General features: G+C 53.4%; 23 protein-coding genes, 1 tRNA gene and 1 pseudogene. 5 read left to right on the forward strand and 20 right to left on the reverse strand.

Annotated features, from left to right (window positions below):
• Nucleotides 1-62 precede the first annotated feature (62 nt).
• The 6 genes from ACMV8I_RS15295 to prmB all read right to left on the reverse strand — a co-directional run bounded on the left by ACMV8I_RS15295 (nt 63) and on the right by prmB (nt 4,968).
• The gene (locus tag ACMV8I_RS15295) at nt 63-347 is read right to left on the reverse strand and encodes a YfcL family protein (RefSeq protein WP_498866070.1); all 285 of its coding nucleotides are present in this window, start codon (nt 345-347) and stop codon (nt 63-65) included.
• Between the two features lie 32 nt (nt 348-379).
• Nucleotides 380-937, reverse strand: coding sequence for an elongation factor P hydroxylase (locus ACMV8I_RS15300; protein WP_498866071.1), 558 nt, complete (start codon nt 935-937; stop codon nt 380-382).
• 150 nt (nt 938-1,087) lie between these two features.
• Complete coding sequence (locus tag ACMV8I_RS15305; protein ID WP_498866072.1) at nt 1,088-1,888, reverse strand: sulfite exporter TauE/SafE family protein; 801 nt, start codon at nt 1,886-1,888, stop codon at nt 1,088-1,090.
• A gap of 36 nt (nt 1,889-1,924) precedes the next feature.
• Nucleotides 1,925-2,779 carry a penicillin-insensitive murein endopeptidase gene (gene mepA / locus ACMV8I_RS15310; RefSeq protein WP_498866073.1) on the reverse strand — a complete coding sequence of 285 codons (855 nt, stop codon included), beginning with the start codon at nt 2,777-2,779 and terminating at the stop codon, nt 1,925-1,927.
• A 7-nt stretch (nt 2,780-2,786) separates the two neighbouring features.
• Nucleotides 2,787-3,872: a chorismate synthase gene (gene aroC, locus ACMV8I_RS15315; RefSeq protein ID WP_498866074.1), complete on the reverse strand. Its 1,086-nt coding sequence runs from the start codon at nt 3,870-3,872 to the stop codon at nt 2,787-2,789.
• Between the two features lie 163 nt (nt 3,873-4,035).
• Nucleotides 4,036-4,968: a 50S ribosomal protein L3 N(5)-glutamine methyltransferase gene (gene prmB / locus ACMV8I_RS15320; protein WP_498866075.1), complete on the reverse strand. Its 933-nt coding sequence runs from the start codon at nt 4,966-4,968 to the stop codon at nt 4,036-4,038.
• Between the two features lie 246 nt (nt 4,969-5,214).
• Between prmB and smrB the strand changes: the two genes are divergently transcribed.
• A complete protein-coding gene (gene smrB / locus ACMV8I_RS15325; protein WP_498866076.1) occupies nt 5,215-5,754 on the forward strand; it encodes an endonuclease SmrB in 540 nt (179 codons plus the stop codon).
• Between the two features lie 125 nt (nt 5,755-5,879).
• Here smrB and sixA read toward each other — a convergent pair whose 3' ends face one another.
• The 4 genes from sixA to ACMV8I_RS15345 all read right to left on the reverse strand — a co-directional run bounded on the left by sixA (nt 5,880) and on the right by ACMV8I_RS15345 (nt 10,732).
• On the reverse strand, nt 5,880-6,362 hold the full coding sequence (sixA, locus tag ACMV8I_RS15330; protein ID WP_498866077.1) for a phosphohistidine phosphatase SixA: 483 nt from the start codon (nt 6,360-6,362) through the stop codon (nt 5,880-5,882).
• Between the two features lie 401 nt (nt 6,363-6,763).
• Entirely contained in the window at nt 6,764-8,929 is a 2,166-nt protein-coding gene (gene fadJ, locus ACMV8I_RS15335; RefSeq protein ID WP_498866078.1) for a fatty acid oxidation complex subunit alpha FadJ, read from the reverse strand.
• The gene (fadI, locus tag ACMV8I_RS15340) at nt 8,926-10,239 is read right to left on the reverse strand and encodes an acetyl-CoA C-acyltransferase FadI (RefSeq protein WP_498866079.1); all 1,314 of its coding nucleotides are present in this window, start codon (nt 10,237-10,239) and stop codon (nt 8,926-8,928) included. Before fadI ends, fadJ begins: the two co-directional genes overlap by 4 nt.
• 160 nt (nt 10,240-10,399) lie before the next feature.
• Nucleotides 10,400-10,732: a YfcZ/YiiS family protein gene (locus ACMV8I_RS15345; RefSeq protein ID WP_498866080.1), complete on the reverse strand. Its 333-nt coding sequence runs from the start codon at nt 10,730-10,732 to the stop codon at nt 10,400-10,402.
• A 416-nt stretch (nt 10,733-11,148) separates the two neighbouring features.
• On the opposite strand from ACMV8I_RS15345, the gene fadL reads away from it, so the two are divergent.
• Nucleotides 11,149-12,426 carry a long-chain fatty acid transporter FadL gene (gene fadL / locus ACMV8I_RS15350; protein WP_498866081.1) on the forward strand — a complete coding sequence of 426 codons (1,278 nt, stop codon included), beginning with the start codon at nt 11,149-11,151 and terminating at the stop codon, nt 12,424-12,426.
• A 94-nt stretch (nt 12,427-12,520) separates the two neighbouring features.
• Here the strand turns inward: fadL and mlaA are convergent, their stop codons facing one another.
• The 10 genes from mlaA to ccmA all read right to left on the reverse strand — a co-directional run bounded on the left by mlaA (nt 12,521) and on the right by ccmA (nt 20,539).
• A complete protein-coding gene (mlaA, locus tag ACMV8I_RS15355) occupies nt 12,521-13,282 on the reverse strand; it encodes a phospholipid-binding lipoprotein MlaA (RefSeq protein WP_498866082.1) in 762 nt (253 codons plus the stop codon).
• A gap of 31 nt (nt 13,283-13,313) precedes the next feature.
• Nucleotides 13,314-14,525, reverse strand: coding sequence for a c-type cytochrome biogenesis protein CcmI (ccmI, locus tag ACMV8I_RS15360; protein ID WP_498866083.1), 1,212 nt, complete (start codon nt 14,523-14,525; stop codon nt 13,314-13,316).
• Nucleotides 14,522-15,052 carry a cytochrome c-type biogenesis protein gene (locus ACMV8I_RS15365; RefSeq protein ID WP_498866084.1) on the reverse strand — a complete coding sequence of 177 codons (531 nt, stop codon included), beginning with the start codon at nt 15,050-15,052 and terminating at the stop codon, nt 14,522-14,524. The genes ccmI and ACMV8I_RS15365 overlap by 4 nt, the downstream gene beginning before the upstream one ends.
• Before the next feature lie 2 nt (nt 15,053-15,054).
• The gene (locus ACMV8I_RS15370) at nt 15,055-15,606 is read right to left on the reverse strand and encodes a DsbE family thiol:disulfide interchange protein (protein ID WP_498866085.1); all 552 of its coding nucleotides are present in this window, start codon (nt 15,604-15,606) and stop codon (nt 15,055-15,057) included.
• Nucleotides 15,603-17,576, reverse strand: coding sequence for a heme lyase CcmF/NrfE family subunit (locus tag ACMV8I_RS15375; RefSeq protein WP_498866086.1), 1,974 nt, complete (start codon nt 17,574-17,576; stop codon nt 15,603-15,605). The genes ACMV8I_RS15370 and ACMV8I_RS15375 overlap by 4 nt, the downstream gene beginning before the upstream one ends.
• On the reverse strand, nt 17,573-18,067 hold the full coding sequence (gene ccmE, locus ACMV8I_RS15380; RefSeq protein ID WP_498866087.1) for a cytochrome c maturation protein CcmE: 495 nt from the start codon (nt 18,065-18,067) through the stop codon (nt 17,573-17,575). The genes ACMV8I_RS15375 and ccmE overlap by 4 nt, the downstream gene beginning before the upstream one ends.
• Nucleotides 18,064-18,342 (reverse strand): heme exporter protein CcmD, encoded by a 279-nt coding sequence (ccmD, locus tag ACMV8I_RS15385; protein ID WP_498866088.1) that lies wholly within the window; start codon nt 18,340-18,342, stop codon nt 18,064-18,066. Before ccmD ends, ccmE begins: the two co-directional genes overlap by 4 nt.
• A complete protein-coding gene (locus ACMV8I_RS15390; protein WP_498866089.1) occupies nt 18,342-19,076 on the reverse strand; it encodes a heme ABC transporter permease in 735 nt (244 codons plus the stop codon). Before ACMV8I_RS15390 ends, ccmD begins: the two co-directional genes overlap by 1 nt.
• Before the next feature lie 184 nt (nt 19,077-19,260).
• Complete coding sequence (ccmB, locus tag ACMV8I_RS15395; RefSeq protein WP_498866090.1) at nt 19,261-19,920, reverse strand: heme exporter protein CcmB; 660 nt, start codon at nt 19,918-19,920, stop codon at nt 19,261-19,263.
• Entirely contained in the window at nt 19,910-20,539 is a 630-nt protein-coding gene (gene ccmA / locus ACMV8I_RS15400; RefSeq protein WP_498866091.1) for a cytochrome c biogenesis heme-transporting ATPase CcmA, read from the reverse strand. Before ccmA ends, ccmB begins: the two co-directional genes overlap by 11 nt.
• Before the next feature lie 194 nt (nt 20,540-20,733).
• Here ccmA and ACMV8I_RS15405 point away from each other — a divergent pair, with 194 nt between their 5' ends.
• From ACMV8I_RS15405 to ACMV8I_RS15415, 3 genes and pseudogenes are all read left to right on the forward strand, one after another.
• Nucleotides 20,734-21,654: a formate/nitrite transporter family protein gene (locus ACMV8I_RS15405; protein WP_498866092.1), complete on the forward strand. Its 921-nt coding sequence runs from the start codon at nt 20,734-20,736 to the stop codon at nt 21,652-21,654.
• Between the two features lie 90 nt (nt 21,655-21,744).
• A tRNA-Arg gene (locus ACMV8I_RS15410) sits at nt 21,745-21,819 on the forward strand.
• A gap of 89 nt (nt 21,820-21,908) precedes the next feature.
• A pseudogene (locus ACMV8I_RS15415) lies at nt 21,909-22,109 on the forward strand (IS5/IS1182 family transposase); the annotation flags it as partial.
• Nucleotides 22,110-22,193 lie beyond the last annotated feature (84 nt).

A 22,193-nucleotide genomic window follows, 5' to 3' on the forward strand; every position in this document is an offset into this window, starting at 1 on the left:
AGGGCCGCAGGGCCCTTTGTTTTCAAGAATAGCGTGTTGTTTTCAAAAAGAATGCTACGCAGTTATTTATCTTCAGGCAGCGATGCCTGATAAAGCGTTTCCCACATACCGAGCACCAGAACCTGGTCACGCGGTGAAAGCTCACCCGCCTGAATGGCTTTGTCCAACCCCTGCTGGACCAGTGCTTTCAAGCCTTCAATGCTGTACTCACCCTGCTCTTCCGCATCGGCTACCGCCACGGTCAGATGGCCTCGCAGATAACCACTGGCGAACAGCTCGTCATCACTGGCGCTTTCAACCATGTCGTCAATCAGCGTCATAATCCGCGCTTCAAATTCTGCGATCATCAATCATCCTCAATTCTTCGATATTCTTAAATTCATTCAAGCGGCTGCAGTGCAGGGAAATCCTCAGCCGTCAGTGGAGCGGTATTGTAAAACAATTGTAACGCTTTTATAAAGCGTGCCGGACGAGCAGGGATACCTTCGCGCAACATTCTTAACACTTCTTTGCGCACTTTATTCTGGAAACCCACCCGGTCTGGCTCACAATCGCCGCTCAAATTGTCACAACTAACGTTAAAGCTGAACCCGGCAGCGGCGCAAAACAGCCACTCATAGGACTGAGGCTTAATCTCGACTTTTTCGAATTCACTTTGCGTCTGTGCGTCACGTCCGTCAGGGCAATACCAGTAACCAAAATCCACCAGTTTGTGGCGTTCAGCGCCCGCAACGCACCAGTGGGAAATCTCATGCATTCCGCTGGCGTAATAGCCGTGAGCAAACACGATACGGTTAAATTTTTCCTGCTCATCGGCCGGTAAATAGATAGGTTCGTCGTCGCCTTTCACCAGGCGCACGTTGAATTCCTCAAAGAAACAGGAATCAAAAATTTCGATCAATTGATGATAGTTATGTGTTGCGGTCGAATCAGACATGATTGCGGTGAAACTCTGTAAGTAAATCTGGGGCGACAATATAACCCTGTTTAACCGTTATATTTTATGACCTTGGGCAAGTCATATACGGAAAAAATCAGTGATAACTTACCCAAAATAGTTGGAGTTGCAACCCACGCGGCTGCAGCGTCAAATATGCAGGGTAAGCCACTGGTGAATTTCAGCGCCGTGGCTGTCATAAATCAACTTGCAGCTCATCACGACTGAAACTATCACCACCATCGGGCGAATCATCCTCTGCCCTTTGCTGAGCACCATACGGGCTCCTATTCGTGCGCCGAGAAACTGCCCCGCCATCATCACGAAACCCACACCCCACATTACTTTTCCGCCGAGGATGAAGAACAGCAGACCGCCAACGTTGGAGGTAAAATTCAGCACTTTGGCATGGGCCGTGGCTTTCGCCAGATTGAAACCACACAGCGTCACAAAGCCCAACGCGTAGAAAGAACCGGCACCGGGACCGAAAAAACCATCGTAAAAGCCCACACAACCGCCGCCAACCAGCGCATAGGGTAAAGCTGACAGACGCCGCTGACGGTCATTTTCACCCAATCTTGGCGTGAGCAGGAAGTACAGCCCGATACAGATGATCAACAGCGGCAAGATCTGTCGCAGCATGTCGGCCTGCAAACGCTGGATCAAAATCGCACCCAGCACGGCACCCACGAACGTACAAGCAATATTCAGCTTCTGCTCGTTAAGATCCACCACCCCGCGGCGAACAAAATACAGGCTGGCTGAGAAGGAACCACCAACGGCTGAAAGCTTGTTGGTGGCAATCGCCTGGGCCGGGGAGATCCCTGCAGCCAGCAGCGCAGGCAAACTGATAAGTCCACCGCCACCCGCAATAGAATCAATAAATCCCGCCACTACAGCCACTAAAAACAGAACGCCTACTGCCCATGGGGCAACAATCAACCAATCCATTTCTCTCTCAATCTCTCTGTCCGTGGCGGAAAAACATTAAAGAACGTGCTTATCCAGCAGAGCCTGGCATAACGGCGGTAACGGTGGCGGCTCTTTTTTCACTGGCGTTCCGCTACCTGGTTTCGGCGGCAGGAACCAGCTTTGCAACTCAGCGCCACAACCATCTCCTGGCGGCGGCGGGGCCTGATCCAGACATTCAAGACTGCCAGCCGGGCAGCTCAGACGCACATGCATATGCGCACGATGGCCAAACCAAGGACGGACTTTATGCAACCATTCACGGTCACTGCCCGCATCAGCACAGAGCTGTTGCTTGATGGCCGGATTGACGAAAATACGCGTCACATCGCTGTCCTGCGCGGCAAGTTTGATCAACGTTTCAATGCGCGGTTGCCATTGACGCTGATTCACCGTTTTCCCATCTGCATTCACCAGATCGATAGGCTGAGGTTTGAGCAGCATCTGCTCGCTCCAGCGCTGGCGCGGCAGTTGCAGCCAAATATCCACATCCAGACCGGATTGATGGCTGGCGTGACCACTGCTGAAACGCCCACCGGCCGGCATCGCCATATCACCAATTAGCACCGTACCGAGACCTTTATCATTGGCCTGAATCCCCAGACGTTTGATAAAAGCCAGCAGATCGGGCTGACCGAAATAGCGCCGCTGATCGGTGCGCATCACCTGATAGTCCGGTGAGTTAAGCGGTAACGGGTGTGCGCCAATCTGGCAGCCGTTGGCGAAGCCGCCAATGGCCTGCGGTGAGCCGGGGATCGGTTGGGTGATTTTTTGCCAGGGCGTTACCGCGATGGCCGGCGCGCAAAGCGCCAGTGCCAGCAGACCTGTGCTGGCATTTTTGAACAGGTTGAATGACATCAGTGCAGATTTCATCTCAGGTTTACCAGCGTGGAACATCTGAATGAACATCACCATTTTGCGCACGCTGGCGCAGCAGATGATCCATCAGCACAATCGCCATCATCGCTTCAGCAATCGGTACGGCGCGGATACCCACGCAAGGATCATGACGACCTTTAGTGATCATCTCTACCTGCTCGCCTTCACGATTGATAGTTCGTCCAGGCACGGTAATGCTCGACGTGGGTTTCAGCGCAAGGTGTGCAATCACCGGCTGGCCGCTGCTGATGCCGCCAAGAATCCCCCCTGCGTGGTTACTCTCGAAACCCTGCGGGGTGATTTCATCGCGATTTTCACTGCCACGTTTATTGACTACGGCAAAACCATCGCCAATCTCCACACCTTTCACCGCATTGATGCTCATCAGCGCATGGGCGATATCCGCATCCAGACGGTCAAATACCGGTTCACCCAAACCCGTCGGGACATTTTCAGCGATGACTGTGATTTTGGCACCCACTGAGTCGCCGGCTTTTTTTAGCTCACGCATCAGTTCATCAAGCGCTTCCAGCTTGGATTCATCCGGGCAGAAGAACGGGTTGGTTTCCACCAGATCCCAGTCTTTTAGCTCGCAGGTGACATCACCAATCTGCGCCAGATAGCCGCGCACTTTCACACCAAATTTCTGTGCCAGATACTTCTTGGCAACGGCACCGGCTGCCACGCGCATCGCCGTTTCACGCGCAGAAGAACGACCGCCGCCGCGATAGTCGCGCACGCCATATTTCTGCTCATAGGTGTAATCGGCATGACCCGGACGGAATACGTCTTTGATGGCGCTGTAGTCTTGCGAACGCTGGTCAGTATTCTGAATGGTTAGACCGATGCTGGTGCCGGTGGTAATCCCCTCGAATACGCCGGAGAGAATTTTAACTTCGTCGGCTTCACGGCGCTGGGTGGTATAGCGCGAGGTGCCCGGACGGCGTCTGTCGAGATCGTGCTGCAGATCGGCTTCGGTCAACGGGATCCCCGGAGGTACGCCGTCAATGATACAACCCAGCGCTACGCCGTGGGATTCACCAAAGGTGGTGACGCGGAAAAACTGCCCAATACTGTTCCCTGCCATCACGGCTCCTTACATGTTGAGTTAATGGTTTTACCCTTCATACTTGAAGCGGCATCGGCGTTAGCTGCGCTTACTCACCCAAATCACTTGGTGGGCCAAGCTCATCGAGATTTGCCGCCTTGATGCAACTCCAGTTATTTTTGGGTAATCAGTGAGTTCCGGTTCAGTCGCGGAACATTTTAAAGTGTGTTGCACAATCAAGCAGTTGCCGTTTAGTGAGCATGAACACGCCGTCACCGCCGTTCTCGAACTCCAGCCAGGTAAACGGAATATCAGGATACTGATCTATCAGGTGTACCATGCTGTTACCCACTTCACAAATCAGCACGCCGTCATCGGTCAGGTAGTCTGGTGCGCAGGAGAGAATACGGCGCGTCAGCTTCAGACCGTCGCTGCCAGAGGCCAAACCAAGTTCAGGTTCATGGCGATACTCCTGTGGCAAGTCTGACATGTCATCTTCATCCACATACGGCGGGTTAGTCACAATCAGGTCGTACTGTAGCGCAGGCAAATCACGGAACAAATCGGAGCGAATAGGCGTAACCCAGTGCTCAATACCGTGCGCCTCAATGTTTTGCTCGGCGACCGCCAGTGCATCAGAAGAGATATCGACTGCATCGACCTCCGTTTCCGGATAAGCGTAAGCGCAGGCGATAGCAATACATCCGCTGCCGGTGCACATATCAAGAATGTGTTGTGGTTTGTCGTGCAAAATGCCGGAAAAGCGGTTGTTGATAAGCTCCCCAATTGGCGAACGCGGGACCAGCACGCGCTCATCAACGTAGAACTCCATGCCACAGAACCAGGCTTTATTGGTCAGATAGGCAACCGGTACGCGTTCGTTTACGCGGCGGATCACCCGCTCAATAATACGATGGCGCTCGCTGGAGGTCAGGCGGGCAGAGTGCATGTCCTCAGGAATATCTAGCGGCAAATACACGCTGGGTAATACCAGCTGAACTGCCTCGTCCCAGGGATTATCTGTACCATGACCATAGTACACATTTGCAGCGTTCAGGCGACTGACGGTCCACCGAATCATATCCTGGATAGTGTGAAGCTCACTGACTGCTTCATCGACGAATATTTTGTCCAATTTTCTCTCCTGACGGCACGCAGTCATTTAACAAGTGCTTAACTATGGATTTACAGTGCATGGGTTTACAGTGCATGGGTTTACAGTGCATCGTTTGGCACATAGTTTGCCATGAAGCCCGCCACAAATCAGCAGCTATAGCGCGTTCTTACCCGATGTGCTGGAGAATATAAGTCGGAGTTTCCTTTATATGAAGTGACATGCGCAGGTACACTGTTGAAATGACCTAAGAATGATGACGAATCTATGAAGAAAAAACATGCGCTGAGCCCCGGGGAGAAGGCCCTCTTTCGCGAAGCCGTGCCAGGCACCAAGCGCCTGCAAAATGACACCATCACCCATCGGCCATTGCGTAAAAAGGTGACGGTAATATCCCCCAAAAAATTGCTTCAGGAGCAGGTGGACGCCAGCTATTACTTCTCCGATGAGTTTCAGCCAATGCTACAAGAAGAGGGGCCGGTGCGGCATACGCGGCCCGATGTCAGCCATTTTGAGCTGAAGAAGCTGCGTCGTGGGGATTATTCGCCTGAACTGTTTCTCGATTTACACGGTCTGACCCAGCGCGAAGCAAAGCTAGAACTGGGGGCGCTGATTGCTGCCTGTCGTCGTGAGCATGTGCACTGTGCCTGCGTGATGCATGGGCACGGTAAGCATGTTCTCAAGCAACAGACACCGTTGTGGCTGGCGCAACACCCGGATGTGCAGGCATTTCATCAGGCACCGAAAGAGCTGGGCGGAACCGCCGCGCTGCTGGTGTTAATCGAGCTGGATGATAAGTTGCAATAACGCTGCAAGCCGAAAGCCAGAAAGCAAAAAGGCACAGCAAGCTGCGCCTTTCTCTTCATCGGGTATCCGGCCAGTTATTCATTAAAACAACTGCTCATTCAAGCAAGTCAGATACCTGAACTACCTCAGACCTTAGCCATCACCTGGCAAGGGCTGAACTGCCAGTCAAACGTCCCTTTGCCGGTTTTAGCATCAAGCTCTACGCTTGCCATGGCTGAGGTTGCAAACATAGGCGGACTGATACCCGGGCATAATTCTGCCACCAGATAACCCACCAAAGGCAAGTGCGATACCACCAGCACAGAAGCGATACCTTCAGCCGCCAGTGCCAGCAGTTCCTGCGCCACTGCGGCAGGATCGCCACCCGGCGTCAACTCTTTCAGAACGTCACTCTCCGCAGGTAACACCAACGTGTGACGCATTTTCTCCAGCGTCTGCTGGGCACGTAAATACGGGCTGACCAAAACACGCTGAATATTGACCGAACGGGCTTTCAGCCACGCCGCCATATGTACTGTTTCGTCACATCCACAATCGGTCAGTGGTCTGGCCGAATCGCTGGCCGCTTCAAGAGCTGCATCACCGTGACGCATAATTACAACTTGCATATTGCACCGCTTTTGTTAACAAAAATAGCGCTATACAGAAACGCCTCGCGTGCTGTATCACCCTCTGCCCAATGCTTTCCGGGGAAAGCTTGCAGGACAACTGCATGTACCACAGCTACCTGACGCGCCGTCTCTTTAATGGCGGGCGGGCATTCTGCCTGAAAAATTCACATAAAGAAAACGCTGTTTTTTACATCAACTGATACCGCTTGTAAATCACTTGGCTTATTTATTAAACAGAGTGGCGATTTTTCAAACGCTTGCCGATTTGGTGGCAAGCGACTTTGCCGTTAGCAAAAATGAATTCCGTATTGATGTATTATGCTCGAAAGCACTATATGTTCCACATTCCCGCGAAAAAGCCCTTAACACCGTGATACACGTCACAGAATGATGCGCTTTTATTCTGCTGGCAATGACTGATCGTAGAAAGAACGACCTTCCTGTGCACGGCTGATCAATCCGGCACAAGGCGCAAAATGCTCGCCATAGTGCTGTTGCAAACCTTGCAAAGTTTGCACTACTGAGGCAGCGCCCAACTGGTCGATGTAACGGAACGGACCACCAAGGAATGGCGGGAAACCAATCCCGAAGACTGCGCCAATATCACCATCACGCGCACTGCGCAACACATGCTCATCCAGACAGCGCACGGCTTCATTGAGCATAATCATCACGCAACGACGGGCAATCTGTTCGGCGCCTTGCTGCTGCTTAGGCGTCACATTCAACAAGCGATAGATGGCCGGATCGGCTTGTTTTCTCTTCTGTCGACCTTTTGGCGCGTAAAGATAGAACCCTTTGCCGTTTTTACGGCCCTTGCGGTCATCTTTAAGCACCGCATCTAGCGCGGGTGGCGCAGCAAAACGCGGCCCCAGGGATTCAACCAGAATGGGGATGATTTTAGTGCCGACGTCGATCCCAACTTCATCCAACAGCTGTAACGGTCCCACCGGGAAGCCAAAGTTCATCAACGCGCTGTCGATATGTTCAACAGGCTCGCCTTCGAGTAAACAGCGCGTCGCTTCGTTAATGTAAGGAGCAAGAATACGATTAACGTAGAACCCGGCGCTATCACCGACCACAATGGCGGTTTTTCCCTGTTTTTTCGCCAATGCCACCGTGGTGGAAATAGTCTGTTCACTGGTTCCGGCATGAGGGATCACCTCAACCAGCGGCATTTTATCAACCGGGCTGAAAAAGTGCAGACCAATGACCTGTTCAGGTCTGGCTGCGTTGGCTGCAATCGCATGTATCGGCAAAGAAGAGGTGTTCGAAGCGAAAATAGTGTGCCGGGACGCATAATGCTCACTCTCTGCAACCATCTGTTGTTTCAGCGACAGATCTTCAAATACCGCCTCAATCACCAGATCAACCCGCTCAAACCCACTGAAGTCAGTAGTACCCGAGATAAGCATCATCTGCCGTTGCTGTTCGCTACGTTTCAGCCGCCCGCGACGTACCCGTTTCTCCAGCAGATCCCAGCTGTATTTCAGTGCATGACGGATCCCTTCCTGGTTAATGTCTTTTATACGCACCGGCAAGCCTGCACGCGTGGCGGTTACATTGGCGATCCCCCCGCCCATCAGGCCTCCGCCGAGAATACCAATGCGCTTCAATGGCAACGGTTCTGCATCGGCACCGCGCTCTTTTTTCAATGCAGTGGAGGCAAAGAACAGACCGCGAAGTGCTGCCGATTGTGGTGTCATCACCAGTTCGCCAAACGCCGTTGCCTCGGCCTGATATCCACTGGCGCGGCCGTGATCCAGCCCGTTACTCACCACGTCGATAATTTTTTCCGTCGCCGGGTAGTTACCCTGCGTTTTGGCCCGGGTCTGTTTACGGACGAAGTGGAACAGCAGGGCTTTGCCCAGAGGGCCGCCCACCAGACGTGCCTGCCACGGCAGCGGAGCGCGGGGTTGGCGCCCAAGAGCCACACGTTCCAGCGCAGTTTGTAGCAATATCGCCTGCGGAACAGCATCGTCCACCAGGCCCATTTTCTGTGCCTGCTTCGCACGAATACTGCGACCCGTCAGCATCATATCCAGCGCTTTGGGCGCACCAATCAACCGGGGAAGCCGTTGTGTTCCACCCGACCCCGGCAGCAAGCCAAGCTGCACTTCCGGCAGCCCAAGCTGGGTTTTGTCATCCAGTGAACAGATGCGAGCGTGGCAGGCCAATGCCAGTTCCAGCCCGCCCCCCAGACAGGCACCATGAATAGCGGCCACCACCGGCACTGAAAACGCCGAAATATGGGACATGACCGACTGGCCTTTTTGCGCCAGACTGCTGGCCTCTGCCGCTGTTTTGCAACCGCCAATCATGCTGATATCAGCGCCAGCAATAAAAGAGTCAACTTTGCCAGAAATAAGCACTAACCCTTTCAGCTGCGGGTATTGCTGAGCTTTTTGCAAAATAGCGCAGATTTGCTCAACAAATTCAGCTTTTAAGGTGTTTACCTTTTCACCGGGAACATCAATAGTGATTATCCCCACATGCTGGTCGGTAAATGCCAGCGTAAAGGCTGAAGCCTTGGCTGTTTCAACAGTAATAATCTCGTCACTCATTCTGCTGCCTCCAGGATCATGGCTGCGCCCAACCCGCCTGCCGCACAGGCCGTGGTCAACCCGAAACGCCCGCCACGACGGCGAAGTTCATGCAACGTCTGCGTTATCATTCGTGCGCCCGTAGCGGCAAAGGGATGTCCGTAGGCCAGTGAACCCCCAAGAACGTTGAACTTATCCCAATCGATTTCACCGATGGCCTGCGGACGACCTAGTTTTTCCCGGGCAAATGACTCGCTGGCAAACATTTTAATGTTTGCCAGCGTTTGTGCGGCAAAAGCTTCGTGCATGTCAATTAAGTCCATATCGGCAAGTGTCAGCCCCGCGCGGTCAAGGGCCAGCGGTGTGGCATACGCAGGGCCGAGCAACATATCTTCCCAAACGTCGATGGCAGCAAAAGCAAAACTTTTCAGGTAACCCAGCGGTCGCAGGCCCAGTTCACGCGCCCGTGATTCGCTCATCATCAGCACGGCAGCGGCACCGTCCGTCAAAGGCGTGCTGGTCGCTGCCGTGACTGTGCCGTGGCGACGGTCGAAAGCCGGACGCAGCCTGGCATACTGGGCCAGTTCGGAATCCATGCGAATATTGTTGTCTTTTTGCAGTACCTCGCGGTACGGCGGAACCTGCGCGGTCATCACCTGCGCATTGAGATAACCATTTTCCCAGGCCAGTGCCGCCAGTGAATGCGAACGGTGTGCCAGTTCGTCCTGCTGCTGACGGGTGATGCCGTGAGATTTCGCCATTTGCTCGGCGGTATCCCCCATCCGCAGCCCGGTTGAATATTCGGCAACCGCTGGCGGTACCGGCAGCAGGTCACGGAACTTCAGTTTACTGAACAATGCCAGGCGCTGTGACAACGTACGGGCTTTACTGACGTCCACCAGCGTGCGGGCCAGACGCTTACTCACGCCAATCGGTAGCACCGATGAGGAGTCTGCGCCGCCGGCAATGCCCACACCGATAGTCCCACTGAGAATACTTTCGGCCACGTTTGCCACCGCCTGAAAACTGGTGGCGCAGGCCCGTGACACGCTGTAAGCATCCGTAGAAACACTCATGCCCGTTCCCAGTACGATTTCGCGCGCAATATTAGGGGCTTCGGGCATCTGCACCACCTGACCAAATACCAGCTGATCGATGATTTTCGGGTCGATACCGCTTTTTGCCAACAGCTCACTCACCACCATTTTGCCTAAATCGACCGCCGGAATGCCATGAAAGGCCGTAGCTTGTTTGGCGAAAGGCGTACGCAAACCGTCGACGATCGCAATACGATCGCCTTCGCGCGTCACCAGCGGGATAACCTTGTTCATAGTGGCTCCAGATTAAGAGGTCAGACCTGATAGTTTAGTTTTAACCATATGTTTACATTTGGCAAAGTCTAACGTGATGAAGTGGGAGCGGCAGCAAAAAAAAACCGCGACCAGCAAAGGTTACGGTTTTGGAAAAAGTGCGTTAAGTACAAAGGATGAATCAGCGCAGTCCGAGCTGGAAGATCATGGTCTCGGCCTGGCAAGAGAAAGCGAAGTCAATATTCAGCGCCACGCCACCGGCGACTTTTTCCAGGCGGCTTTCAATCACGCAAGGCTCAGATTCTACGCTGCGGGCTTTTTCGGTCAGGCTGTGCAGCATTTTCTTAGCCTCTGCTTCGTTTTCAAATACGCGGCTATAGCTGGCGGTACAATCGGTATTATCCATGATGGTGCCGACATCAACACAACAGCACGCTGCCGTTTCTTCCGCGCCACATTTGTTAATCGAATGCAGAGGCTTGGTGGATTTCGAAGACAGAGTTACGTCAGACATAATGTTCTCCCGGCACTGACCACAACGTTCGCGGACTGGCCCTGTTAGTCATTAAAAGGATATTTTCTGACTTCATTTTACGCCTGTCAGCCTTCCCCGCCTAGCACTTACTTTTTGTGTGACTTTTACGTGATCAATATCACATAAATAATAACGTTCGGTTAAACCGAACTCAATTAACCCTCTAAAAGGTTATTTAGTTCATCCCAAACTGTACGTTTTTTGTTAAGCGGGTCTAATTTTTAACATCAAATTGGAAATATTTGAGAAACATGATTGCAACATGTGTACAGGTCGGACCTATACTTCGGTCACTGGTCTGATTTGTCAGGCTGAGAACGAACCCTACAATTCTGCGCTCATTGTTACTTGATGTAACATTGTTTGATAAAAAACATAAAATCGAGGTTTTGGTCATGAACCAGAAAAACCTGTTTAAAAAATCTGTCCTGGCGGCTGCAGTGGCCATTGTTTCATCAAATGTGTATGCGGCCGGTTTTCAGTTAAATGAATACACAGCAGCTGGTCTTGGGCGTTCGTTTTCAGGTGAAGGTGCCATTGCAGACTCCGCAGCGTCCGGCAGCCGCAACCCAGCAACCATGACCATGTTCTCACGTCCCGCTTTCTCCATCGGCGCTGTTTATATTGACCCTGACGTTAGTATCAGCGGCAAATCGCCGGTGACAGGCAACAGTACCAGCGCTGATAACATCGCCCCAAATCAGTGGGTGCCGAATGTCCATTTCATTATGCCGTTGAACGATCAGTGGGCGATTGGCGCGTCAGCCACGTCCAACTATGGTCTGGCGACTGAGTTTAGTGATGATTACGCGGCCGGCCCGATTGGCGGTAAAACCGACCTGATGACCATCAACAACAATATCAGCGCGGCCTATCGTTTAAACCAGAACTTCAGCTTCGGTTTGGGTTTTGATGCAGTGTATGCCAAAGCAAAAATCAGCCGTACTGCCGGTGAATTAACCGCGCTTAAAACCCGCGGTCAGGTCCCTGCTGATACAGAGGCGGCTAATCTGAAAGGTGATGAGTGGGGCTACGGCTGGAACGCCGGTATCTTGTATGAAGTTGACGACAACAACCGTTATGGCTTCACCTATCGTTCTAAAATCGACATCGATTTTAGCGGCGATTACAAAAACTCGATACCTCGGCAACTAGGTGGTCTGGGTGGACAAACTATTCCCGGCGACCTGACTCTGAACCTGCCAGAAATGTGGGAAATTTCAGGGTATAACAAAGTGGCGCCAAAATGGGCGATTCACTACAGCATGGCCTACACCAGCTGGAGTGAATTCAAGGAGCTGAAAGCCACCGGTTCCAATGGACAGACTCTGTTCCAGAAAGAGGAAAACTACCACGATGCTTACCGTATTGCGTTGGGTACCACGTATTACTATGATGATAACTGGACCTTCCGCACCGGTATCGCCTTTGATGACAGCCCGGTTCCGCAAGATAACCGTACTATCTCTATTCCCGATCAGGACCGTTTCTGGATAAGCGCCGGTACCACTTATGCATTCAATAAAGATGCATCAGTCGATTTAGGTGTTTCTTACATGCATGGCCAGACCGTGAATATTAGCGAGAAAGTGGCTGATGGTGCGCCGAACTATGAGTTCCAGGCAAAAGGTACCGCCATGTTGTATGGCGCGAACTTTAACTACAGCTTCTAATCGTTCCGGTTGGGAGTCAGAGACGAAAAAAGCGCCGCGAGGCGCTTTTTTTTTGGCTCTCTACCGATAGAGGCTTAATCCTGACGGTCCGAAATTACTCAGAATCGATGCTGTCTAAATCGCCCTGAATCGCTGCGGCGTTCGGGTTCACTTGTGGTGTCAGCTGACCGCCTTTCGCCAGGAAATCGTGACGCTGGAAGTAGGCTTCGCGCACCATCAGATAAGGGTCTGAAGAGTTACGCAGTATTCCATCGGAATCTAACAGCTCGGCACGGGTTTCGATGCCTTGTAAGGCCCACTTACCGGCTGACATCCAGATGGTCAGGTAGCTCAGCATCGGATAAAGGGTATCGACAAAATCGCCCCCCTCATCACGAACGGTGAAGCTGCCGTAGCCCGGTAACTGAACATACGGGCCGTAACCGACGCCATAATGTCCCAGCGTACTGCCAAAACCTTGTGCTTCTTCGCGCGCCAGTTTCGGGTTTGCCATGGAGGCCACGTCAATCAGGCCGCCCATCCCCAATAAGGTATTCAGGAAGAAACGGTTGAAGTGGATCCCCGCACGGTAAGGATCCCCTTTCAGTAAGGAGTTAACCATACTGGCCGGTTCATCCAGGTTACTGAGGAAGTTACTGGTACCGTTACGCGCCGGCTGCGGCACGTAATCACGCCATGCCACGGCCACCGGACGCAGCACATACGGGTCCACGATGTTGTAGTTGAAATCGAACATCGTGCGGTTAAAACCTTCGAGCGGATCGGAACGGCCCTGCGGCGCGCTGTCCGATGATGTTCCGGCACACCCCACAAGTAATGTGGTCGCAAACGCCAGCCCAGTCAGGCGTAAGTTCATGGTTTTCTCCCTATTTTTCTTCGGTTCGCTTTCAGGGAACCTGCTGATTAATCTCAATACTGACCTGTCCATTGCCGGAAAAATCAGTCAGCGGGCTGTCACCGTACCAGTCGCCTTTAGCTGGCGTGGCTAAACCGTTTTGTGAAATTCGAACGCGTACTTTTAACTGATGCAGCGAAGAAAGCAATCTTTCAGGCATCATGGCACTGCTGTCATCCATGGTCATCGCCAACGGGAAGCGGCTCAGCGGCAATTTTTTCACAGCCACCGGTACCGGACTGATGCCATCGGTGACCGAAATAAATACCGCGCCCTCTTGGGGAAGGTTCTTTTTCGCCTCAGCAGACAAGTCAACATTGACGGCCAATTTTACGTTATCCTGGCCTGACTTCGCTTTAGCCTGCTCAATACTGGCGCGGACCATATCGCCGCGCTTATCACCGGCGGGTAAAATTTTCAGCATCAACTGCCATGCGCCTATCGCCTGCGCATAATGGCCCTGCTCAAATTCATTGTAGGCCAACAGGCTCAACACGCGTAAATTACCCTGATGCTGCTCCAGCATACTGCGTAACAGTTTCCCGCCGCTAATGTTATCTTGCGGATCCGCAGAGCGCGTCAACACCTCGCCATAGCCGAGCTTGATATCCATATCATTCGGTGAAAGTTGATAGGCATGTGCGAATGCTTGGGTCGCCGTGCTGGCATTATTCAACGCCATACCGACCCGCCCCAGCATCATCCAGTCTTTGGCATTCGACGGATCTTTTTGCAAATCAGTGCGCAGCCCTAAGCCTAAATCCTGCACATCCATCATCGTCAGCGGTTGCGAACGTTCATCAGCCACGCGGTGACGCAGATCCGGCATCCGTTCCATCACCTGATGCCATGCGCTCACCTGACTGAAGCTGCCAGTATATAAATAGAAACCCAGCGTCACCAGCACCAACAGCAGTGCACCCGGCAACAGTGTCCAACGGCCAATTGGCTGTCCGGCCTGAGAGGTTTGTTCAGGAATATCACTCAGCAGGTTCTCCTGCAATTCACGGATATGCTGCGGACGCTCATCGACGACGCCCTGATCTTCGTCCTGCTCAAGTTCACTCAGGCGATGATGATAGAAAGCTTTGTTTAGCGCATCGCGCGAGGTGTGCTCAGCCCGATCGCCACGCAGTACCGGCACCACAAACAGTGCCACTGCGATAATCAGCATCACCACGATGATCGGCCAAAAAATACTCATGATGCTTTCCCGTCGCTGTCTTTCATCTTTATATCATTCAGTAAGTGAGCCAGGCGCTGTTGTTCTGTTAATGAAAGTTCGGCATGAGGTAATGCCGCTTCGGCGACAACATTCCCCCTGCTTTTCTGGCTGGTCGGCCGACTCAGCCGCCGCGCACGCATCACGATAACCGTCGCACCAATCATCACAAACAGCAGTGGCCCCAGCCAAAGAATAAGGGTCGCTGGTGTAACCGGCGGTTGGTAAGTCACGAAGTTGCCGTAGCGCGCCACCATATACTGAACAATTTGCTGACGATTCTGACCTTCGTTAAGCAGTTGATAAACCTTGGTGCGCATATCTGCGGCAATAATAGAGTCCGATGCGGCAATGCTGGTGTTCTGGCATTTAGGGCAGCGAAGTTGTTCGGTTATCTGCCGGTATTGCTGTTCCTGCGCCTCTGACTTGAATTGATACGTATCGATAGCCGCGAACGCACCAAAGCTCAAACAAAGACCGAGCAGCATTGCGGTGAGTGATGACCCCATTTTCACGTATCACCGCCATATTTTTTGTACAGCGGCATCACGTCCAGCTGCCACACTTTAGCATTCATATCACCGGCATGGCGGTAGCGGATAATGCCCTGCCCGTCGATCAGGAAAGTCTCAGGCGCACCATAAACGCCGAGATCCAGGCCCAGCATCCCGTCGCCGTCATACAGACTCAGCGCGTAAGGATTACCCAGCGTATTCAGCCAGCTGACCGCTTTCTGGCGATCGTCTTTATAGTTCAGGCCAACGACGCGGATACCTTTGGCCGCCAGCGTATTCAGATACTCATGCTCGGCGCGGCAGGTCGGGCACCAGGTGGCCCAGACGTTGAGCAGAATGGGCTTGCCGTCGCGCAGCACCGACTGGTCATAGGTTTTTCCCGGCTGCGACAACGATTCCAGCTTAAACACCGGCACCGGCTTACCGATCAAGGCTGACTCGAGCAGCGTTGGATCGTCGCCATTCGCGTTGCGGGTTAGCTGCACCAGAAACGCGGCGGCCAGCGCCAGAAACAGAATTAACGGAATGAAGAGGAGTTTACGATTCATGCTTCTTCTGCCTCGGTTTTCCCCTGCCGCTTAAGTTTTTTGCTCATGCGGTAACGCGGGTCGAGAATACAGAGGATCCCGCCGGCTGCCATAAAGAGGCCGCCGAGCCAGATCCAGCGTACGAAGGGTTTGTAGTACAGCCGCACCGCCCATGATCCGTCGTCCATCTCTTCACCCAGCGCGGCATATAAATCGCGCGCCAGATTTCCATCGATGGCCGCTTCGGTCATCATGGTGTGCGCCACGCTGTAATAACGTTTTTCAGCATGCAGCGTGGTCACCAGTTTACCCTTGCGGCTGACGTCGATATTGGCTTCACCGCCGATGTAGTTTGAGCCATGAATGTCACGCATGTCGCGGAATACAAAGTGGTAATCGTGGATATCCACACTGTCACCGGCCTTCATGCGGACATCACGCTCAACGCTGTAATTTTGGCTGAAGGCGATACCAATCACCGTCACCGCTACACCAAGATGACCCAGCACCATGCCCCAATGGCTGCGCGAAAGATGTGTCAACCCGCGCCAGAAAGTATGGCGATGGGTGGCCCGTTCGTGTAATTCCATCAGCGTCAGCACAATCACCCACACCGACATCAGCAGGCCGACCACGGTCATGCCGATGATATTGTCCTGCAACAACCACGGCAGCAGAATCGACAGCAGCAGTGTCACCACCAATGCCACGCCTAACCGACGCCACAGTTTGCTTGGCTCATCGCGACGCCAGCGCACCAGCGGGCCGATGCCAAGCAGCAGCGCCAGCGGAGCCATTAGCCAGGTAAACATGGTATTAAAGAAAGGTTCACCAATCGAGATACTGCCCATGCCGAGCTGCTTATGAATCAGCGGCAACAGCGTACCCAGCAGTACCACCAGCATGGCGGCAATCAGCAACACGTTATTGCCAAGCAGATAGCTTTCCCGCGAATGCAGCTCATGCCGGCCTGGCGCACGCACCGAGTTGCCTTTGATGGCATACAGCAGTAGCGATCCACCGATCACAATCACCAGATAAGCGAGAATAAACATGCCGCGCGCCGGGTCAGAGGCGAAGGAGTGCACCGACACCAGCACGCCGGAGCGCACCAGGAACGTCCCCAGCAGGCACAGCGAAAAGCAGGTGATGGCCAGCAGGACCGTCCAGGCTTTGAAGGTTCCGCGTTTTTCGGTAACCGCCAGCGAGTGGATCAGCGCCGTACCGGCCAGCCACGGCATAAACGAGGCGTTTTCCACCGGATCCCAGAACCACCAGCCACCCCAGCCGAGTTCGTAATAAGCCCATGCAGACCCCAACACGATGCCGATGGTGAGGAAAACCCACGCCGCCTGCGTCCACGGGCGCGACCAGCGAGCCCATGCGGTATCGAGCCGTCCGGCCATCAGTGAGGCAATCGCGAAGGAGAAGGCTACCGAGAATCCAACGTAGCCCATATAGAGCAGGGGCGGGTGGAAAATCAGCCCGATATCCTGCAACACCGGATTCAGGTCACTGCCGTCAACCGGAAAACCCGGCAATGTGCGGATAAACGGATTGGAAGTCAGCAGGATAAACACCAGGAATCCGGCGGTGATCATGCCCATTACGGCCAACACGCGGGCCACGGCATCCTGCGGCATCCGCCGGCTAAACAGCGCGACGGCCAACGTCCAGCAACTTAACAGCAGCACCCACAACAGTAGCGAACCTTCATGCGCGCCCCAGGTGGCGGCCATGCGGTAATACACCGGCAGACGCGTATTGGAGTTGTTGGCGACGTAAGCCACCGTGAAATCATTCACGACAAACGCGTGAACCAGAATAATAAAGGACAGCATGATGGTGGCAAACATGCCGTAAGAGAGCGGCCGCGCCATCGCCATCATGCGGTTATCCTGCCGCGCCGCGCCCCACTGCGGATAAATGCTCAGCAGGATTGCCAGACCTAAAGCCAGGCAGAGCGAAAAGGTTCCCAGTTCCGGCATCATGGGCGATCACTTCCTTTGGGATTGCCAACGTCATTCGACGCAGGCTCTTTGCGATTATCTTTCATTGCCTCTTCCACTTCCGGCGGAACGTATTTCTCATCGTGCTTGGCCAGAACCTGTTTGGCATTCACCACGTTGTTGGCTTCCATCACGCCCTGCGCCACCACGCCCTGCCCTTCACGGAACAGATCCGGCAAAATACCGTTGTAGGTGACCGCAATCGCCCCACGGGCATCATAAATTTTGAAACTGACCTGCAAATTCTTCGGGTCGCGCTTTACCGAACCGGGCATGACCATGCCGCCAATGCGCAGGCGCTGACCGACGAATGGCAGCTCGTGGCTTTCCCCTTTGCCCTGCAAAATCTCACTGGGTGTATAGAACAGATCGATGTTCGAGCGCAGCGCATACATCACCAGAGAGAGACTCAACCCCAGCCCGACCAGCACCACCAGCGCCAGTGAGAGACGTTTTTTACGACGCGGATTCACAGCAAGTTCTCTCCGGACGGGGTCGGTTTCACTGGTGCAGGGCTTTTCTGGCCCGCCGCACCCTGGCGCTTTTTAGCCGCGATATTGGACTGCACAATGCGTTTTTCACGCGCCTGACGCCGGCGAACGTCGGCCAGAATAGTCCTGCGCTGTAAGAAAGTATGGGCAACCAGCACTATCAGCGAAATCAAGGTAGCGGCAACCGAAAGCCAGACATAGAAAGCGTAACCGCCCATGTCGAAGAAAGCCTGCCAGCTGGGAAATGCTGCATTCATCAGCGGCGCTCCTTATTGACCAGTGAAGCTACCCACGGACGCAGCCGCTCCTGATACAGGATCAGGTTGCGCAAACGCATCAGCGTCAGGGTAATAAAGAAGAACAGATAGCCGAAGATAGCCCAGCGCAGCGGATAGCGCATACTTGGGTCGATTGACTGCTGCATGTTGGTAGAACCCTGGTGCAGGGTATTCCACCACTCAACCGAATAGTGAATGATGGGAATATTAACCACGCCGACCAGCACCAGAATGCCCGCCGCACGCCCCGCCAGACGGCGGTCTTCAAACGAATTATAGAGCGCAATCGCGCCAAGATATAAAAACAGCAACACCAGTTCGGAGGTCAGCCGCGCGTCCCACACCCACCAGGTACCCCACATCGGTTTACCCCAGGCGGAACCGGTCACCAACGCAATAAAAGTGAATACGGCGCCCACCGGTGCCATCGCGGCCAGCACCAGATCTGACGTTTTCATCTGCCAGACCAGGCCGATAAAGGCGGCAACCGCCATTGCGCTGTAAATTCCCATCGACCAGATGGCTGCCGGGACGTGAATGTACATGATGCGGTAGCTGTTACCCTGTTGGTAATCCGGTGGCGCATAGCCAAAGCCCCAGACCCAACCGATCAGCAGACAGGCAACCCCCAGAATAGCGAGCCACGGAATAAAGCGCCCACAGACATGGTAAAACCGTTCGGGCCGCGCGAGTTGATGTAACCATTTCCACATTGTTATCGTTGCTCACTCTAAAATTACACTGTGTTATATACCGTGAACCCTCAGTGGGCTCTTGCGCGGTCTGACGTCACTTCATCCGCACTTATCGGCATCGCTCTATTGTTCACTATAGGGAAGCGTGATGTTAGTCAAAGGTTGCGTTTTTTCCGTCACTTTGTAACGACAGGTAAATATTTCAGTGAATGCTGACTCTCAGGGCCGCCGCGGTCGCAAAAGGCGTTAAGGTCGCGCTACCCGCCAGCATCGCGCCAAGGAATGCCAGATAGCCGTCAATCGGCATATTCATCGAGGCGGCGTCTATTGCGCCGGTGGCAAAAATCAGCACCGGAATATATAACGGCAGCACCAGCAGGCTAAGTAACACGCCGCCTTTGCGCAGGCCGACGGTCAGCCCCGCGCCAATCGCGCCAATAAAACTCAGGGTCGGGGTGCCGAGTAATAATGTCAGCGCTACCGCTTTCCAGCTGGCAAAATCCAGCGAGAGCAGTAAAGCGATCACCGGCGAGAGCAGCAATAGCGGCAAACCGGTCACGACCCAGTGAGCACATACTTTCCCCAGCACCGTGAGTGGCAGCGGCGCTGGCAGTAACAGAAGCTGCTCCAGCGTACCGTCCAGATAGTCATCACGAAACAGTCTTTCCAGTGAAAGCAGCGAAGCCAGCAGCGCGGCGACCCACACAATGCCGGGCGCAATGCGCGCCAGCAACTGCGGTTCAGGCCCAAGCCCCAGCGGAAACAAGGTGATCACGATGATAAAAAACCACAGTGGGTTAATAATCTCGGCGCTATTACGGAAGGCGATTTTCAGCTCGCGCCGCAGGATGTTAATCAACATAAGACGCTCTGGTCAGACGGATTTTGCGCACGTCACGGTTAACGCCCCGTAAATCCTGATGCGTGGTCAGTAACAGCATGCCGCCACGGCTGCTGTGCTGTTCAAACAAATCAATCAGCGTTGCGACGCCCTGCTTATCAATGGCGGTCAGAGGTTCATCGAGGATCCACAGGGGCGCACGGGTCAACCACAGCCGAGCCAGTGCCACCCGACGCTGCTGCCCGGCGGACATCTGCGCCACGGTCACATCTTCATAGCCCGGTAAGCCGACGTGTTCCAGCGCCTGATAAATGGCATCGGCGTCAACTTTGCCGTCAACGGACTGATAAAAGGCCAAGTTTTCATAAGCGGTCAGCACGTTTTTAATCCCCGGCTGATGGCCCAGAAACAATAATTGCTGATGAAAAACATCGCGCTGGCGGCGAGTATTTTCGCCCTGCCAGCGAACCTCACCGGCATCCGGTGACGACAGCCCGGCCAGGATCCGCAGCAGGCTGGTTTTACCGGCACCGTTCTGACCTGCAACTTGCACCATTTCACCGGGTTCGAGGGTGAAACTTAAGCCACTAAACAGGGTCCGCTCATCGCGAATACAACGGAGGTTAAGGGCTTCAAACATGGGCGCGTCCCATCAATGTCACAAGCGCGCATCATATCATATGCATCCTGCGCGTCGCAGAGAGTACCAAAGCAAAATTCTTGTTACTTATTGACGAGATGCAGACAGTTCCCGCTGCACGACTGACTTGCCTCATCTATGCTTAAACGACATCTTTTACAATACCGTTGGCGACACCACAGAGAGAACGTCCTATGAGTCAGGAAAATAAACAGACAACATCCGACGTTGACGTCGACAGCCATGAAAATTCGCAAGGCACTGAAATCGAAACTAATGAGGAGAATCTGCCCTCACCCGCTGCGGCCGTTCATGAACAGATTCGCATGGAGGGGGAGAAAGAGCTGGAACGCGATGGCATGGCGCTGCTGTGGTCGGCGATTGCTGCCGGGCTTTCTATCAGCGCGTCGTTAATGGTCAAAGGCATTTTGCACGCCCGCCTGCCCGACTCTCCCGAGCGCTTCTTTATTGAGAACATCGGTTATACCGTGGGCTTCATTATTGTGATCATGGCTCGCCAACAGCTGTTTACCGAGAATACCGTCACCGCCGTCCTGCCGGTGATGCATAAACCCACGCTGAAAAACGGCGCTATTTTGCTGCGCCTGTGGAGCGTGGTGCTGGCGGGCAACCTGATCGGCTGCGCCTGCGCGGCGCTGGCGTTTCATCTGGCACCGTTTTTTGATGCTGACACCGACGCAGCCTTTCACACTATCGGCATGGACATAATGGAGAAAACGCCAACCGCCATGTTTGTCAGCGGTATTATTTCCGGCTGGTTGATAGCAACAATGGTGTGGATGCTACCGACGGCGGGTACGGCGAAAATTTGGGTGATCATGCTGATGACCTATCTGGTTGCTATCGCCGATCTGACCCATATCGTGGTCGGTTCGGTAGAAATTCTGTATCTGGTCTTCACCGGCGCGATCCCCTGGTACGAATTCATCTGGCCCTTCGCCCTGCCGACGCTGGCCGGGAATATCTTCGGCGGTACTTTTATCTTCGCGTTGATCAGCCACGCACAGATCCGCAACGATATGAGCCATCAGAACAATGCCAGGAACAAACAGAACACCAATAAGTCACAACAAAACGGCGACAAGAGCCGGTAACTGGCGACGAAACAACCAAACGATCCGCTAACATCTTATTATTGTGATAAAAACGGGTATACTACGCGGGCGGTTTTCAAGACCGTCCGTGTCTCCTTAGTTAAACGGATATAACAAGCCCCTCCTAAGGGCTAGTTACAGGTTCGATTCCTGTAGGGGACACCATCACCTTGTCTACGAACGTCTACTAAAATCAATTTTAATCAGTAAATTCATTAAGTTAACTAAACCTCTGCGTCTGCCAGACTCTACCAACTAACACCTACTGGAAATGCCGCACGGCTTACAACCGGCGCTTGGTGGCGGAAACGGCAATGTACCGAGTCAAGCAACTGTTCGGTGGTCATTTGACACTGTGGCATTACGATGCACAGGTTGTAGAGGCTATGGCGATGATCCATGCCTTAAACAAAATGACGCGTGCAGGTATGCCCGAAAGTATACGGATTGCCTGAGGAAGTGATTGACAGGGGGAAGCTTTTATCTAAATCCGATTTCTTCAACAAAGCCGTAATTGCTTATAAAACATTAAATACTTC

Origin of the sequence: Ewingella sp. S1.OA.A_B6 (assembly GCF_049889095.1) — a bacterium.
Classification (GTDB): domain Bacteria; phylum Pseudomonadota; class Gammaproteobacteria; order Enterobacterales; family Enterobacteriaceae; genus Ewingella.

What these genes read in the sequence shown, in the direction of transcription:
- ACMV8I_RS15295 (WP_498866070.1), bottom strand. Translation starts at nt 347, where the DNA reads ATGATCGCAGAATTTGAAGCGCGGATTATGACGCTGATTGACGACATG.
- ACMV8I_RS15300 (WP_498866071.1), bottom strand. Translation starts at nt 937, where the DNA reads ATGTCTGATTCGACCGCAACACATAACTATCATCAATTGATCGAAATT.
- ACMV8I_RS15305 (WP_498866072.1), bottom strand. Translation starts at nt 1,888, where the DNA reads ATGGATTGGTTGATTGTTGCCCCATGGGCAGTAGGCGTTCTGTTTTTA.
- mepA (WP_498866073.1), bottom strand. Translation starts at nt 2,779, where the DNA reads ATGAAATCTGCACTGATGTCATTCAACCTGTTCAAAAATGCCAGCACA.
- aroC (WP_498866074.1), bottom strand. Translation starts at nt 3,872, where the DNA reads ATGGCAGGGAACAGTATTGGGCAGTTTTTCCGCGTCACCACCTTTGGT.
- smrB (WP_498866076.1), top strand. Translation starts at nt 5,215, where the DNA reads ATGAAGAAAAAACATGCGCTGAGCCCCGGGGAGAAGGCCCTCTTTCGC.
- sixA (WP_498866077.1), bottom strand. Translation starts at nt 6,362, where the DNA reads ATGCAAGTTGTAATTATGCGTCACGGTGATGCAGCTCTTGAAGCGGCC.
- fadJ (WP_498866078.1), bottom strand. Translation starts at nt 8,929, where the DNA reads ATGAGTGACGAGATTATTACTGTTGAAACAGCCAAGGCTTCAGCCTTT.
- fadI (WP_498866079.1), bottom strand. Translation starts at nt 10,239, where the DNA reads ATGAACAAGGTTATCCCGCTGGTGACGCGCGAAGGCGATCGTATTGCG.
- ACMV8I_RS15345 (WP_498866080.1), bottom strand. Translation starts at nt 10,732, where the DNA reads ATGTCTGACGTAACTCTGTCTTCGAAATCCACCAAGCCTCTGCATTCG.
- fadL (WP_498866081.1), top strand. Translation starts at nt 11,149, where the DNA reads ATGAACCAGAAAAACCTGTTTAAAAAATCTGTCCTGGCGGCTGCAGTG.
- mlaA (WP_498866082.1), bottom strand. Translation starts at nt 13,282, where the DNA reads ATGAACTTACGCCTGACTGGGCTGGCGTTTGCGACCACATTACTTGTG.
- ccmI (WP_498866083.1), bottom strand. Translation starts at nt 14,525, where the DNA reads ATGAGTATTTTTTGGCCGATCATCGTGGTGATGCTGATTATCGCAGTG.
- ACMV8I_RS15365 (WP_498866084.1), bottom strand. Translation starts at nt 15,052, where the DNA reads ATGGGGTCATCACTCACCGCAATGCTGCTCGGTCTTTGTTTGAGCTTT.
- ACMV8I_RS15370 (WP_498866085.1), bottom strand. Translation starts at nt 15,606, where the DNA reads ATGAATCGTAAACTCCTCTTCATTCCGTTAATTCTGTTTCTGGCGCTG.
- ACMV8I_RS15375 (WP_498866086.1), bottom strand. Translation starts at nt 17,576, where the DNA reads ATGATGCCGGAACTGGGAACCTTTTCGCTCTGCCTGGCTTTAGGTCTG.
- ccmD (WP_498866088.1), bottom strand. Translation starts at nt 18,342, where the DNA reads ATGAATGCAGCATTTCCCAGCTGGCAGGCTTTCTTCGACATGGGCGGT.
- ACMV8I_RS15390 (WP_498866089.1), bottom strand. Translation starts at nt 19,076, where the DNA reads ATGTGGAAATGGTTACATCAACTCGCGCGGCCCGAACGGTTTTACCAT.
- ccmB (WP_498866090.1), bottom strand. Translation starts at nt 19,920, where the DNA reads ATGTTGATTAACATCCTGCGGCGCGAGCTGAAAATCGCCTTCCGTAAT.
- ccmA (WP_498866091.1), bottom strand. Translation starts at nt 20,539, where the DNA reads ATGTTTGAAGCCCTTAACCTCCGTTGTATTCGCGATGAGCGGACCCTG.
- ACMV8I_RS15405 (WP_498866092.1), top strand. Translation starts at nt 20,734, where the DNA reads ATGAGTCAGGAAAATAAACAGACAACATCCGACGTTGACGTCGACAGC.